Annotated in this window: 16 protein-coding genes; 8 read left to right on the top strand and 8 right to left on the bottom strand. The window is 60.8% G+C overall.

Going from position 1 to position 13,017, the window contains the following annotated elements:
• Positions 1 to 47 precede the first annotated feature (47 nt).
• Genes G432_RS24455 through G432_RS18595 form a run of 3 tightly spaced genes read left to right on the top strand, consistent with a single transcriptional unit; the run spans position 48 to position 2,019 of the window.
• Positions 48 to 245, top strand: coding sequence for a MerR family DNA-binding transcriptional regulator (locus tag G432_RS24455; RefSeq protein WP_041865001.1), 198 nt, complete (start codon positions 48 to 50; stop codon positions 243 to 245).
• Positions 242 to 1,216 carry a DNA methyltransferase gene (locus G432_RS18600; RefSeq protein ID WP_144062081.1) on the top strand — a complete coding sequence of 325 codons (975 nt, stop codon included), beginning with the start codon at positions 242 to 244 and terminating at the stop codon, positions 1,214 to 1,216. The genes G432_RS24455 and G432_RS18600 overlap by 4 nt, the downstream gene beginning before the upstream one ends.
• A 41-nt stretch (positions 1,217 to 1,257) precedes the next feature.
• A complete protein-coding gene (locus tag G432_RS18595) occupies positions 1,258 to 2,019 on the top strand; it encodes a DNA-methyltransferase (RefSeq protein ID WP_187294013.1) in 762 nt (253 codons plus the stop codon).
• Here G432_RS18595 and G432_RS22700 read toward each other — a convergent pair.
• From G432_RS22700 to G432_RS22695, 3 genes are all read right to left on the bottom strand, one after another.
• Entirely contained in the window at positions 2,003 to 2,860 is an 858-nt protein-coding gene (locus tag G432_RS22700; RefSeq protein ID WP_187294012.1) for a 4Fe-4S binding protein, read from the bottom strand. The genes G432_RS18595 and G432_RS22700 overlap by 17 nt on opposite strands.
• A 163-nt stretch (positions 2,861 to 3,023) precedes the next feature.
• A complete protein-coding gene (locus G432_RS18585; protein WP_015460366.1) occupies positions 3,024 to 4,733 on the bottom strand; it encodes a hypothetical protein in 1,710 nt (569 codons plus the stop codon).
• A 1-nt stretch (position 4,734) separates the two neighbouring features.
• A complete protein-coding gene (locus tag G432_RS22695) occupies positions 4,735 to 4,974 on the bottom strand; it encodes a helix-turn-helix domain-containing protein (protein ID WP_015460365.1) in 240 nt (79 codons plus the stop codon).
• A gap of 170 nt (positions 4,975 to 5,144) precedes the next feature.
• Between G432_RS22695 and G432_RS18580 the strand changes: the two genes are divergently transcribed.
• Together G432_RS18580 and G432_RS18575 are read left to right on the top strand one after the other, a co-directional pair.
• Complete coding sequence (locus tag G432_RS18580) at positions 5,145 to 5,564, top strand: hypothetical protein (protein WP_015460364.1); 420 nt, start codon at positions 5,145 to 5,147, stop codon at positions 5,562 to 5,564.
• 119 nt (positions 5,565 to 5,683) lie between these two features.
• Positions 5,684 to 5,986 (top strand): hypothetical protein, encoded by a 303-nt coding sequence (locus G432_RS18575; RefSeq protein ID WP_015460363.1) that lies wholly within the window; start codon positions 5,684 to 5,686, stop codon positions 5,984 to 5,986.
• Between the two features lie 88 nt (positions 5,987 to 6,074).
• Here the strand turns inward: G432_RS18575 and G432_RS23405 are convergent, their stop codons facing one another.
• Positions 6,075 to 6,254, bottom strand: a complete 180-nt coding sequence (locus G432_RS23405; RefSeq protein WP_144062079.1) for a hypothetical protein — start codon at positions 6,252 to 6,254, stop codon at positions 6,075 to 6,077.
• A gap of 548 nt (positions 6,255 to 6,802) precedes the next feature.
• Between G432_RS23405 and G432_RS18565 the strand changes: the two genes are divergently transcribed.
• The gene (locus G432_RS18565; RefSeq protein WP_015460362.1) at positions 6,803 to 7,336 is read left to right on the top strand and encodes an antirestriction protein ArdA; all 534 of its coding nucleotides are present in this window, start codon (positions 6,803 to 6,805) and stop codon (positions 7,334 to 7,336) included.
• Between the two features lies 1 nt (position 7,337).
• The gene (locus tag G432_RS18560) at positions 7,338 to 7,634 is read left to right on the top strand and encodes a hypothetical protein (protein ID WP_015460361.1); all 297 of its coding nucleotides are present in this window, start codon (positions 7,338 to 7,340) and stop codon (positions 7,632 to 7,634) included.
• A gap of 77 nt (positions 7,635 to 7,711) precedes the next feature.
• Here the strand turns inward: G432_RS18560 and G432_RS18555 are convergent, their stop codons facing one another.
• The 3 genes from G432_RS18555 to G432_RS18545 form a co-directional block, all read right to left on the bottom strand.
• Positions 7,712 to 9,061: a relaxase/mobilization nuclease domain-containing protein gene (locus G432_RS18555; RefSeq protein WP_015460360.1), complete on the bottom strand. Its 1,350-nt coding sequence runs from the start codon at positions 9,059 to 9,061 to the stop codon at positions 7,712 to 7,714.
• Complete coding sequence (mobC, locus tag G432_RS18550; protein WP_015460359.1) at positions 9,058 to 9,429, bottom strand: plasmid mobilization relaxosome protein MobC; 372 nt, start codon at positions 9,427 to 9,429, stop codon at positions 9,058 to 9,060. Before mobC ends, G432_RS18555 begins: the two co-directional genes overlap by 4 nt.
• Positions 9,430 to 9,713: 284 nt before the next feature.
• A complete protein-coding gene (locus G432_RS18545) occupies positions 9,714 to 10,607 on the bottom strand; it encodes a LysR family transcriptional regulator (RefSeq protein WP_015460358.1) in 894 nt (297 codons plus the stop codon).
• A gap of 108 nt (positions 10,608 to 10,715) precedes the next feature.
• On the opposite strand from G432_RS18545, the gene G432_RS18540 reads away from it, so the two are divergent.
• Positions 10,716 to 11,828: an aldo/keto reductase gene (locus tag G432_RS18540; RefSeq protein ID WP_015460357.1), complete on the top strand. Its 1,113-nt coding sequence runs from the start codon at positions 10,716 to 10,718 to the stop codon at positions 11,826 to 11,828.
• Positions 11,829 to 11,849: 21 nt separating this feature from the next.
• On the opposite strand, the gene G432_RS18535 is transcribed toward G432_RS18540, so the two are convergent.
• A complete protein-coding gene (locus tag G432_RS18535; RefSeq protein WP_015460356.1) occupies positions 11,850 to 13,013 on the bottom strand; it encodes a sulfotransferase family protein in 1,164 nt (387 codons plus the stop codon).
• Positions 13,014 to 13,017 lie beyond the last annotated feature (4 nt).

Raw genomic sequence — 13,017 nt, 5'->3', positions numbered from 1 at the left:
GCATGGACCTAACCACCTTTGATAGGGCTTGAGATAGTTTGATAGCCATGACCCAGTCCGAAGCGCAGTCTCACAGCTTGACCATAACGGAGGCCGCCGCGCTTCTAGGCGTATCCGTGTCTACGCTGCGAAATTGGGATCGGCAGGGCAAACTCTCGCCCCGTCGGCATCCGCTCAATGGTTACCGAATCTACGACCGCGCCGAGATTGTGTGGCTCAAGCAACAGATTGAAGGAACAGCATGAAGCTCGCCACAAAAAGCCCGGAAGACGAAATTCTGACTTCGCCGGTCGCAAAGCGGCGTGGGCGTCCGCGCAAGAATCCCGTGCCTAAGATCATCGCTGAAACAGAGGGCGACCGTGACAGCGAAGAACTTCCTGCAACGGTTGATCCACGCAATTCGCTAAACGATCTCACGGCGCGAGAGTGGATTCCCGAAACGGTTTCGGTTTGGAACCAGCGCGGGCTTGGTGCGGGGCACCCCGACGCCCAGATCGAGCGTCAACACCCTGCGCCGTTCTCTTTTACCGATGTTGGTCGCCTCATTCGATTTTTCACCAAGAAGGGACACATCGTCTTAGATCCGTTCGTTGGAGTCGGCTCGACCTTGAAAGCGTGCGCCATTGACGAGCGCCGCGGGATAGGCATCGAGTTGAACCCCGATTTTGCAGAACTGTCGCGCCAACGTCTCGCCACCGAAGTACGCGACATGTTTTCGACTGTTGATGGCCAGCGCATCCTTGAAGGCGATGCGCGTGACCATCTTCCGACTATTGCCGATGAGAGTGTGGACTTTGTTGTCACCAGCCCGCCGTATTGGTCAATTCTAAAGAAGGAGGATCATAAGGTTCGCCAAGAGCGTATTGAGAAGGGGCTTGCGAAAGATTACGGTACGGATGCACGCGATCTTGCGAATATCGAAAATTATGATGACTTCCTGCGTGAGCTGGCAGCAATTTTTGGAGAATGTGCGCGTGTTTTGAAACGTGGTCGCTATATGGCGATCATCGTCAGTGACTTCCGCGACAAATCAAAATACATCATGTTCCACGCCGATCTTGCACGCGCGCTTGAAACCTACGGCCTTGAAATGCGTGGGTTAAAGGTTCTGTATCAACGCCACAAAAAGGTATTCCCTTACGGCTACCCCTACGCCTATGTGCCCAATATACATAACCAATACATTCTCATTTTGCAGAAACCGAAGTCGAAATGATCTCAGACTCTCGCATTGTGGTTGGCGATTGCATTGACGGAATGGCAGCTTTGGACGCCGACTCCTTCAACCTTATTGTCGCCGATCCGCCGTATAATTTGAACAAGGACTTCGGTCCTTGGAAAGAAACCGAGCGTAAAGGCGAGTGGCGTGACTGGACACGAAACTGGCTTGAGCAAGCTAGCCGCGTTCTTTCCGATGAAGGCAATATTTTCGTGTATGGCATCCACCACCATATGTGCTGGGTCCAGTGCATGATGTTGGAAATGGGCCTGATCTACCGTCGCCAGATCATTTGGCACTACGAGAATGGCTTTGCCGGCTATGGCAAGCGTTCCCTTAACGCCACCTATGAGCCGTTGCTATGGTTCTCCAAGACGGACCGCTATATCTATACGCCGATCCGCGAGCCGTACAAAAGCCAAGAGCGCCTGAAACACAAGATCATCAAGAACGGCAAGGTATGGGAGCCCAATCCCGAAGGCCGCATGGCAGGGGATATTTGGTCATTCCCGACACTCGCCGGACGCCGCTTCCGTGATGAAAAGGTCGATCACCCGACACAAAAGCCGCTTTCGATTTCCCGCAGGATCGTCAAGCATTTCTCCAATCCCGGCGACACCGTATTGGTGCCGTTCGCGGGAAGTGGCAGCGAGTGCGTCGCTGCCGTGATGGAGGGCAGGGAATACCTCGGCTTTGAGCTAAATCCGGCGTACGCTAACATTGCGCGGGAACGCATCGTTAACGCGAAGGATGGCGACCGCTCTGCGCACACGGATTTGCTGGCTACTTTGCCGGTCTGAACGCGCCCGCATACGGTTCAGCCAATTTCGCGTCATCAAGGCCAAGACAATCGGCAATGTCGATTGTCCCTTCACCCACGGTGAAGGCGTCCCCGCCGAAGCCTTCAAGCCTCGCGCAACTCCACAGTAGTGCGACAAGCGCACCGACCGTGATGGTTCGGCAGCGTAGGCCAAGTATATTCTCAATATCTCGGATGACCTGATAATATTCCGAGCGAACATTTGGGAATGACAAGATGACGCTCACGGGGTCTATCCCATCCACCGCATAGCCATAGCGTGAGTGGAGTACGGCCACATCTTCGAGAAGCGCGCGCGGAGATTCCAACACGCCCGCGCCGGTTTCAATCTCGGCCACGAACGGCCTTTCGCTTCTGGAGAAGCCAACAGCGTCAATGCGCACGTTGGTGTCCCCGCGCCGTCGTGTGCGGGCGTTCAGTCCGACTTCGTTGAGAAGATTCCTGACCAACAGCGTCGTCCGGGCGTCGTCAAGCGCGGCCACCGTTGTCGGGAGATTGGCGGCTGCGGGCGCATCCAGAGTCGCAATCTGCCCGTTACGATTCACTTGAGGATGCTCGCCCTTGGCCGCGCCAGCGACAACTAGCCCGTCAGGGTCCGATGTTTCTACTCTGGCAGTTAAGCCATCGACTAGGCTGATTGCACCGTAAGGGCAGCGGTTGACGCACAATCCGCAGCCGATGCAGGCGTCAGCAACGACAAAGGCCGCAGATTTCGCTGTATCCCAGCGGATCGCCCGCGTCGGGCAAACATCACGGCTGGGATCGCCGGGGAAAGAGTCGAGCGCGCCGAACAACGTCAACTCGCTGTCGTCTTTTTCCATGCAGGGAGCACTACCGCACCCAAGGCAAGTTCCCGCCCCTGCTCGCTTGTCAGCCAGCATGACCGCCGTGCCCTCACGATGCTCGAAGTGTACATCAGTTACGTCAGCGCCGTAATGTCGTGCAAACGTCCCAGCCTCTCGTCGGCCTTTGTGAACAACGAAATCAGACATCGAGGAACCCCCGAAGCTGGCTGAGTTGTCCGGCATCAATCGTCACACCATCGCGGAGAGCGCGAAGCGCCAAGTGGCCGAGGGTTGTCAGGTCTATCACACCGAGGCGCAACTCGAATGCTTTGAACACGTCATCAATCAGGTTCGACATCTCGCCACGCTCATTGGGAAGGCGATTGCCGACAACGAGACTGGCCAGCTCGCGTCGTGTATCCAGCCCGCCGCGCGACAGGAGGATCACTTTATTCTCCATTGCCTGCCGCACCGCTTTGGTAGACAGCATCACCTCTTCGGTTGGTGATTTGATCTCGACTGGCAAGGCATAGTCACCAGCCCATACACAGGCGTCCCACCGCTGATAATTCACGCCAGCTCGCGAATAATCGCTCTTGAAGCCCAGTATCTGAAACAGGTGCGTGACCAGCGGGTAGAACTCCGTTTGGGTATCCCTCGCATGGTTTTCCGCGAAGGCCGCAGCGGCGGCCTCGATATTGTCGTGAGCTTCCAGCAGCTCGGTCAATTCCGCGCGGAGCGCGGCAGGGCCACCCGCGCCAGCTCCCACGGTCGCAACCATGGTAGGATGCACGAACAGATGTGAACGGTCGTCGCGCCCATCAGGCGCTGCGGGCAGCGCCGCCCGCCCTGCACCTTCGCCCACTTGTGTGCTTTGCACACGCGCGGGAAAGGCGGCGGCAATGTCATCGAGTGACAGCGACTGGAACGGAGAGAACAGTAAATTGCGCCCGTCCGTGCCCAATCCATTGAATACCTGCGTCGCTATTGCTTCCGCTTCCTCAATCCGCTCTGCAACCGGCGCGATGTCAAACCCCGAACGTTCCAGCATCCGAAAGTGAGCAGCGACAGCAAGAGCCTCGCGTTGTTCCGGCGCGAGCCGCGCCGCATCATCGACGCGCAGATCGACGCTGTCAGAGACTCGATCTGCAAGCGCCTGACCTCGGTCTGTCAGATGCAAGGTTCCGTATTTGCGGCCATTGCCAAATCTCGCCGATCCTCGCGTCGTCCATCCCAAATCCCGCAGCAAAGCAATCGGCCACCGCGTATAGTTCTGCAAGGTATTGACCTGAATATTGCGCGCATCCGACACGGCTGCCACGGCGTTCGCAGTAGCTGCTGCGCTTGCGCGCGCCTCTTCGATTGTCGCAACAACCGCGTCCAGATTGTCTTGTCCGCGATCACTGCCAGCACTTAGCGGCCCGATGATCATTTCATCGCGCGACAGGTAGCCACCGCAAGCCGCCATCGTGCGTAGGATAAAGGCGAAAGGCCGGAGGTCGAAATCTCCCTTCACCGCGAGAATGGGCGTGGGGTAAACGATCCCCAGCACACATTCTTCGAGCAGCGGCCCAAAATCGCGCCCGGTTGCGACGACTTGTTCGCCAAGCAGCGTGAATGTGAAATTCAACGCGCTTTGAGGAGTGGGATGTAGCCAACCCAGCGTGCGGAAAAGTTCCGCATACATCTTGAGCTGGTTGTAGAGAGGGTCGCGGCTACGATCCGTTCGTGTCGAGCGTGCCACCGCTTCCTCGCCCATATATCCGGACGACGTGGCCAGATTAGCTGCGACCACCGCCGCAACGATGTCATCAAGACCAACGATGCGCCCGTTCAGGCGCTCGAACGCCGAGCCGTAGACGCCGACAAAGTTCTCAATCGTTGATCCGGGATTTGGAAACCTTAGCAAGTCACACCGCCGAACTATCGCGCGAGTATGAAAAAAGATCAGCTAGACCAACGCCAAGCCCAAGTGCAATTCTTTCAATTACATTCAGAGTAGGATTACGTTCTCCACGCTCGACTCCCCCTATATAACTTCTATCAAGGCCAGAACGATCAGCAAGCTCTTCTTGAGTGAGTTCGGCAGCTATCCGCTTCGCGCGCACAGCTTCGCCGAAAGCATTAGATTTCAGTTGCCCCTTTTCCATGAGGGATGGTCGCCTGAATAGCGACTATGAGTCCACGGCCTATCAGTACCATCGTGGAATTTGCTGCCCTCACATCATCCGATGAAGCGGCCCTTTCTCCCGCATCACATTCCGGCCCCGCTTAGCCTTCCCACGCCACGGCAATTCCGTCGCATCGAAAGGAAGGCGCTATGTTCACCCGCACGTTTCTGGCCGTCGCGCTGGCGATCGCCGCAATGCCCGCCCATGCCAAGACCTACGGCATGGAATGCGTCCTGGGCCGCCCGTTCATCCTGCCCAACAACACGCTGGCTCCCAACGAGGGCGTCGAGGAAGTCCGCTTCACGGGACGGATCGACACGCAGCGGCGCGGCTACATCGTGGATCGCATCACCGGCACCGGCATCGTCCGTTCGGGATGGTCGCCATTCACCAGCTATGACGACAACGGCCCGTTTTCTAAGGTCGATTGGCGCGGCGCGGATGGATTGCCCCGCTTCTACGGCATCCAGTTTCGCACCACCGGCGCGGAAATCTGGATCGCCGGTTACACCGAGCGCGGCGGGCGCAAGGTGATGGAATACTACAAGGGAACCTGCCGCATCACATAGAGGCGAACACCCAACGGCAACGGATATCGGGCGGGGCGCAAGTCCCGCCCTTTCCATGTCCGGCTTCCTCCCGCGTCCGGCAAGGGCCGCATCTATCCTTTCGCTGAAAGGAGATTTCCATGACCGTATCAGCCGCGTGCATTCACCAGCTCAAGCGGGAATTGCTGGCCGACTGCCACCGCATCGCCGATGACCTTGGCTGCGATCTTGAAGGCGAGATGATCCGGCGCGACCTGTGTTCGCCACGGCAAGCCAGCTTCGCCATGCAGGGCGACGTGCCGCGCGTATCGCTCGCTCGCCTGCTTGATTTCACGATGGAATTGCGGGAAGCGGTCTGGGACCGTCTTGCGGGAATGGTGGACGACTACGAGCCGGATCACGGCGCGTATGACGGTGACGACGATGACGGCATACCGTTCTGACGCCAGCGAATGAACCTGTAGGTTCATGGATAGCCCGCAAAACGGAACCCACAGGTTATGGTGGAAGATTGCGGAGGGCGATCAGGGATCAGCCCAGCCGCAGGCCGCGACGGGTCAGCTCAATGCGGATCAGGCGCAGGGCCGAAGCGGCTTCGGCAAAGGCGGCGGTCAGGCTGGCCTTGCCGGTTTCGCGGACGGCGCGGTTGAACAGATCGGCCAGTTCGGCATCGGTTTTGTGGTGCAGATCGTCACGAGACAGTTTGAACATCTTATCCTCCTTTGGGTTGGCAGACCCGTTCGGGCCGCGTTGGAGGAGGCGGATTTGCTGATCGTGACGCGGTGCATCCGACCGGATCGCAATGGACATGGAGAAGGCTTCACGCCTTGCACCAGAGAGGCATCGTCAGTGGAAATGTTGACGACATAAGCGCCCGAACGGGCAAACCGATCAAAAGAGAAAGATGGAAAACGGCTTGGGGCGCGCTGGCCCAAGATCGAGCCGCATGGCCACTTCAACCGCGTTTCCTGTGAAATCGTCAGGACGAAGGTGTTGGGCATCCCCTTCGGGACGGGCTTTATCGCTGCTGCGACGGAACCGGCAGGCCGTTTCCGCCCGTTCGGGTGACAATCCCTGATGCGGCTGGGGCGCTGCCCCCAGCGCGCTCAAAAGCGCCTTCCGCCCAGCTTCCTTCACGCGGTTCCCGCGTTCCGTGCAGCCGGTTCCCCGCGAAGCCGCTTCCCGCTTGCCCCCCGCTGTTCGCCACGAGGCAGGGTTTCAGAGCGCACCTGAAACCCGAACCAAATGGAGAACGAGAAATGGGAGCAACCACCATCACCACCGACCAGCCGCGCATCTATGTGGCTTGTCTTGCCGCTTACAATAACGGCTATCTGCATGGCGCATGGATCGACGCCGCACAGGAGCCTTGGGCAATCTATGACGCCGTGCGCGTCATGCTGGCCGCATCACCCATAGCCGACGCGGAAGAATGGGCGATCCACGATTACGAAGGCTTTGGCAGTGTCCGCATCGAGGAATATACCGGATTTGACCGTGTAAGCGAGCTGGCCGCGTTCATGGCCGAACATGGCGATATCGGCGCGGCACTGCTGGATCATTACTGCGGCGATCTTGACGAGGCGCGGGACGCGCTGGCCGACCGCTACCTTGGCGCACATGCCAGCCTTGCAGACTATGTGCAGGAGGTGACGGAGGAAACCACCGTCATACCCCATGCCTTGCGCTACTATGTCGATTACGGCGCAATGGCGCGGGATGCCGAATTGAATGGCGACCTGTTCACGCTCAGCACCGCGTGGGACGTGGTGCATGTGTTCGCGGGGTGCTGACATGAGCCAGCATCCGCAAGTCCATCGCTTTACATGGCGCGGCATCGGGATCGAGGCGATCTATGTGCCGGTTAAATGGGGCGTTATCGCCCATCTGGAAATCCACACCATCCAGCCGCCCCGCGCGCCGCTGCCAATCACCGAAACCGGCTATCTGTCACACTTTCACCCATGCGGCAGCATCGAGGCCAAGGGCGGCGACGTGGTGGCGCAGATCATGGCATGGCTGGACGAGGAAGCCGCAAAACCAGCGTGGCGGCACTACGTCGAAGCCAGCCGACAGGGCGAATTGTTCTGAAAAACAGGAGGCCGCCCCAAGGGGCGACCACTTCCTATGTCCCGCCCACCACCCCGAAGCGCCCGCAGGGCGCAGGATCAGCGGCCCAGATCAGGGCCACGCGGGCCACGCCCACGCGGCGGCTGACTGGTTTGCCGCTCGCTACGCGAGCCTTCCGCCCGCTGGTTGAATGCAGCGCGCGCCGTGCCGCGCTCGTCGCCCCGTTGCTGGCGCAGATCGGACATGAGCCGATAATTCGCCGCCTGTTTATGCAACGCCAGTATTTGTTCGGCATGGCGCGTTCGCGTCTGCCGGATACGCTCCTGTAGCGACCGGCGTTCCGCCAGTTGCGCGGCTACAAGGGTTTGCCGCTGTTCGCGGTCACGCTGGATCGCCCAATACGCCTTAATCTCGTTCTGCCGTTGTGTTTTCCGGTGTTCGCCGGTCAGTTTGTCCCACAGGCCCATGACGCCGCCGCGCAGGCGTCCGGCCCGTTCACGCGTTTCCGCATCCCAGCGTTGTTTCTGGCCGTCATCGAGTTTGCGCCGTTCATCGGCGTGGCGCTGCTGCATCGCCTGCCGTTGATCGTGCAACGGCTGCATCGCGTTGCGGGCAATGCGGCGGGCTTCCTGTAGAAACCCGCTGATGCGCGGCGCAAGCACCCCTGCAATATGCGCTTTCGCGTCCTCCACCGAGTGCAGATCGTCCGGCTTGCCCAGCTTCGCCGCAACTTCCTTCACCTTCTTATCGGTGAGACGCGACAGGGCGAACACTTCCCCCTCATAGGTGACGACGACATGGCCCCGCCGGTCGCCCTTGGCGAGATACAGCCCGCGTTCTTCCAGCGCCTTGCCGAAAGCATCGCGGTTGTCCGACACGGCCCAACATTCCTGCACCATGCCGCGCAAGGCAGCGGCATCAAGGCCCGCCCGCTTGGCCTGTTGCCATTCATCAAGCGTGAAATTGCGCGGGTCGCGCTCTTTGCTGTCCATCAATCCACGCGGCATCTTCCAGCCGTTTTCGAGGTAGAGCGCCTTCGAGACTTCCCGCAGCCTGGTCTTGAAGAATGACAATTGCTTGGCCGTCATGGTTTCGGCGTCGATACGCGACCACACGCAATGCGCGTGGCGACGCCCTTCCTTTTCATGGAACACAACGACGCGGGGCTGGCCTTCCAGCCCCAGCTTTTCCTCTATCGCGGCAATCGCGCCCTCGAACACTTCCGGCCGGACGGTTTCGGTTTCGGGCGGGCTTAGGCTGACTGAGAACAGATATTGCTTGCAGCGCGTTCCGCTGGCGTGCGCCTGCGCTTCCTTGAACGCGCCCGTGACCGACTCGGACATGAAGCCGCGCACTTCCGCGACCTCGACATGCTCGTTCTGTTCGGCGTTGAGCAGATGCAAGGCCAGCGCCTTGCCACCGGCACGCTGGGAACCTTTCAGAATCATGGGCCAGCGTCCAGACCGAGCGCCTTCACCAGCATCGCCCGCATGGCGGCGATATTGGCTGCGGCTTCCGTCAGTGCCGCTTCCGTGTCAGGCGTCACCGGCAACGTGCCGAGATTGGCCTGTCTGGCGAGCTGGTTCAGATTGTTGGCGATGCGGGACTGGCCGAGCAGCCCGATCACGCGCGCGATAGCCTCCTGATCTTTGACCGGAGCCTTGCCGCGCTGGCGCGGCGGCGGCTGGTCAGGATCGAACAGCCGCCAGTGGATATATGCCGCCAGCGACATGCCCGCCGCGTCCGCTTCCAGACGGGCGCGTTGCTCGAATGTGAGCCGGAGGCAGAACGGTGAGGGGCGCTTGCGTTCGCTCACGCAGCCTCCCGCCGTCAGGCCGTCTTGCGCCTCCGCACGACACCACGGATGGCGTCGCGCGGAGCGCGTCCATCCTTGCCGTCATTGGCAGCTTTGAGAAGTTCCCGGCCAAGGCTGGTATGCTGGAGAACGGCGTTCCATTCCTCCAGAATACCGAATAGGGTGTTTGTAGACGCTCCCATAGGGTGCGCCATTCCCAGACAAAACAGAGAAGTACGGCCGATAGGTGTCGTATTCTGCCCGCCTGGCCCCTGGATTCAAATCACTTATCCGCGAGGGGAGGATTATGATCCCTTCCAGCGGAGCGCATCGACCAGCGCCCGCAGCGCCGGCGTGACTTGGCGGTTCGGATAATAAAGGTGGCATCCCGGAAAGCTCGGGCACCATTCGTCGAGCACCTGGACGAGCCTGCCGTCCGCTATCTCTTGCGCCACTTCATGTTCCATCAAGATGCCAAGCCCCGCACCTGCACGGACAGCGGCGGCGGCAAGCACGCCATCGTTGACGATCAGTTGACCCTTGGCGCGGATGTTCACCTCGCGCCCGTCGCGCTCGAACTCCCATGGAAGCAGCCCGCCGCCGCCGACGAGACGGTAGTTGATGCAGATATGCCCTTCCAGATCCCGGGGTGTGTCCGGCCTCCCATGCCGCTCGAAATATCCAGGCGTGCCGACCACAAGGGCTCGGAGGTCCGGCTCGAGGCGAACCGCCACCATGTCGCTGTCCACCGTCTCGCCGAGACGGATGCCGGCATCGAAACCGTCGGCGACGATATCCACAAGCCGGTCATCGACGATCACCTCGACCGATACGTCCGGGTGCTCCAACAGAAAGGCAGGCAATCTGGGAGCGAGGATCGTGCGTGCTGCGTAGTGGAAGGTCGTAATACGGAGGGCACCGGACGGCGCGCCGCGCCAATCCGCGAGCGCCGCAAGCCCTTCCGCAACCTCGGCAAGCGCGGGATCGAGCGAGCGCAACAGCCGCTTTCCAGCGGCTGTCGGGGCGACCGATCGCGTCGTTCGGGCGAGCAACACGACCCCGAGCCGCTTTTCCAGGCTGCGGATCGCGTGACTGAGCGCGGACGGGGAAAGGTCCATCTCGGCCGCTGCGCGGGTGAAGCTGCGGGTTCTGGCAACGGTGGCGAATGCGGCGAGATCGTCCAGATCACCGCGCCTCATTACTGCAATCCATTCACAAGGCCTTACGGAGATACGGGGCTAATTCTCATAGTCTATCACCTTATATCCGGTTCCATCAGGACGATTTTCTCGGGAGATGCGGCAATCATGGATCTGACCAGCTATCGCACGCTTGGCCGCTCGGGCCTTGCCGTCAGCCCGTTGGCGCTCGGCACCATGACATTCGGTGCGGGCCGCTGGGGCGCCGATGAGGCCGGCTCTCGCGCCATCTTCGATGCCTATGTCGACGCGGGCGGCAACTTTGCGGACACGGCCGACGTCTATTCGGGCGGAGAAAGCGAAACGATGCTGGGTCGTTTCCTCGCCGAGAAGGGCAATCGCGACAGGATGGTGATCGCGACCAAGTCCGGCTTTCCACGACGCCCGGATACGCCCCTTGCCGGCGGGAATTCGGCCCGGAACATTCGGGACGGGATTGAAGGATCGCTCAAGCGGCTCGGAACCGGATATATCGACCTCTACTGGACCCATGTCTGGGATCAGACCACTCCGCCCGAAGAGGTGCTGCGGGCTTTGACGGACGCTGTGCAGCGCGGCGACATCCTCTACTACGGCTTCTCCAACGCGCCTTCATGGTATGCAGCGCAGATCGCGACCCTGGCGCGGGCGCATGGCTTGCCTCAGCCCATCGGGCTGCAATACGCCTACTCGCTCATCGATCGCGGCGTCGAACTGGATATTCTGCCGGCCGGCAACGCCCTCGGCCTGGGCCTCGTCGCCTGGGGTCCACTCGGAGCGGGCCTGCTGACGGGTAAATATGGCCGGGAGAAGATCACCGAAGCCGGGCCGGCCGGAAGCCTTCCCAACCGCTCGGGGGAATCCAATACCGGCGGAAGCGATGGACGCCTCAACGGCGACAACCCCTATGGCGGTATGCTCTTTACGGAGACGAACTTCCGCATTGTCGATACGCTTCGCGGTATCGCCGGGGAGGTCGGCAGACCGATGGCGCAAGTGGCGCTTGCCTGGGTCGCAAGCCGGCCCGGCGTGTCATCGGTTCTCATCGGCGCGAGCCGGGCGGAGCAGCTACGGGAGAATGTCGCCGCGCTCGACATTGAGTTGTCGGCCGAACAGACGTCGCGCCTGGAGGCTGTGGGGGCACCGCCCTTGCTCAATCCCTATTTCATCTTCGGCCTGCCCCCCAGTCGTATCTTCGGCGGGCATTCGGTCGAGCCCTGGGCGCGGCGCGGAACGAACTGACGATCCCGAGGGGCGCTTGGACTATCGCTCGCGCATCGTTTCCAGCGGGATGTCGTAACGCTCGACATAGGGACGGAAGCGTTCGGCGATGGCTTCGGCATCTAGGCCGAATTCTGCCGGATCGTAGCCATGCCGACCGAAGCGTCCTTTGGGATGGGAGGCGACGTGGGCTTCCATCGCGCTCAATGCCGGGCCATCGAGATCGCTGTCGAACGCGGCATAGATCCGCCGCATCGTGGCGATCGGATCGATGGCGAGATCGGCATAACGGACGTCGACGATCCGGCACTGCGGATTGGCATCCCGAAACGCATCGATCGCCGCGACCGACCGGGCGAGCATGTCGGTCCAGTGATCGGCGATGTAGCGGCGGTGATCGGCATCCGAGAATGTTCCGGTCAGCGTCGTGATCAGGCTGCAGACCGAGGCGCAGAGAACGACCGGATCCCGATGCATGATCAGCAGGCGGGCATCGGGATAGACGGCGGTGAGCGCGCCCAGATGCAGCGCGTGGGATGGCGACTTGAGCGACCAGCGCCCCCGCACGCCGCCGCTTTGCAGCGTCTGCAAGGTCCGCTTGTGATAATCATAGGCGGATTGATGATCGGTCGCCGCCAGCCATTCGCCATAGGCCGGGACGTTCGCCATCGCCTCCCACAGGAGGCTTTTGAAATCCTGGTTCATGACCGCGATGCACTCGGTCGGCCCGTCCGGCTCCTCGCTTTGCACGACGCGGATGCGCGGATTGATCTGGTCTACCATCGCCGACGCGGCGCGCGCTGCATCGATGCGGGGATCTGCATGCAGGGTCGCCGGCGTGGGCGGTGGCACGCTGGCACCGGCTTCCCAGCCGAGCAGCGGGCGGTGGCGCGGGTCCTTTTCCAGCAAATAGGTCAGGAAAGTCGTGCCGGCGCGGAACAGGCCGGCTACGACGATCGGCGCTTCGATCCGCTCATCGGACACGTCCGGATGCCGTTTCGCCCAGTCGACGATCTGCAGGCGGTTGGACAGGGCGGAATGGATGGCACCGGGAAGCGCCATCTGTCCGAACGGGTTGAGCTGCGCTTCGGACGACAGGGATTGGCAAAGGATCTCAAGCCCTTCGCGAAAGCCGTCGCCGCCGAAATCGTCAAGGCCGGTCTGCTCGCAGGCAGCGGCGATCAGCGCATCGGGATGGAATTGCATCAGC

Origin of the sequence: Sphingomonas sp. MM-1 (assembly GCF_000347675.2) — a bacterium.
In the GTDB taxonomy this organism is placed as follows: domain Bacteria; phylum Pseudomonadota; class Alphaproteobacteria; order Sphingomonadales; family Sphingomonadaceae; genus Sphingomonas_E; species Sphingomonas_E fennica.
Note: the sequence above shows the minus strand (reverse complement) of the source record. Positions and strands in the feature narration are given on the sequence as shown.

Bases quoted from the DNA above. Each gene is read 5' to 3' on its own strand.
- G432_RS24455 (WP_041865001.1), top strand. From the start codon at position 48: ATGACCCAGTCCGAAGCGCAGTCTCACAGCTTGACCATAACGGAGGCC.
- G432_RS18600 (WP_144062081.1), top strand. From the start codon at position 242: ATGAAGCTCGCCACAAAAAGCCCGGAAGACGAAATTCTGACTTCGCCG.
- G432_RS18595 (WP_187294013.1), top strand. From the start codon at position 1,258: ATGGCAGCTTTGGACGCCGACTCCTTCAACCTTATTGTCGCCGATCCG.
- G432_RS22700 (WP_187294012.1), bottom strand. From the start codon at position 2,860: ATGGAAAAAGACGACAGCGAGTTGACGTTGTTCGGCGCGCTCGACTCT.
- G432_RS22695 (WP_015460365.1), bottom strand. From the start codon at position 4,974: ATGGAAAAGGGGCAACTGAAATCTAATGCTTTCGGCGAAGCTGTGCGC.
- G432_RS18580 (WP_015460364.1), top strand. From the start codon at position 5,145: ATGTTCACCCGCACGTTTCTGGCCGTCGCGCTGGCGATCGCCGCAATG.
- G432_RS18575 (WP_015460363.1), top strand. From the start codon at position 5,684: ATGACCGTATCAGCCGCGTGCATTCACCAGCTCAAGCGGGAATTGCTG.
- G432_RS23405 (WP_144062079.1), bottom strand. From the start codon at position 6,254: ATGTTCAAACTGTCTCGTGACGATCTGCACCACAAAACCGATGCCGAA.
- G432_RS18565 (WP_015460362.1), top strand. From the start codon at position 6,803: ATGGGAGCAACCACCATCACCACCGACCAGCCGCGCATCTATGTGGCT.
- G432_RS18560 (WP_015460361.1), top strand. From the start codon at position 7,338: ATGAGCCAGCATCCGCAAGTCCATCGCTTTACATGGCGCGGCATCGGG.
- G432_RS18555 (WP_015460360.1), bottom strand. From the start codon at position 9,061: ATGATTCTGAAAGGTTCCCAGCGTGCCGGTGGCAAGGCGCTGGCCTTG.
- G432_RS18545 (WP_015460358.1), bottom strand. From the start codon at position 10,607: ATGAGGCGCGGTGATCTGGACGATCTCGCCGCATTCGCCACCGTTGCC.
- G432_RS18540 (WP_015460357.1), top strand. From the start codon at position 10,716: ATGGATCTGACCAGCTATCGCACGCTTGGCCGCTCGGGCCTTGCCGTC.
- G432_RS18535 (WP_015460356.1), bottom strand. From the start codon at position 13,013: ATGCAATTCCATCCCGATGCGCTGATCGCCGCTGCCTGCGAGCAGACC.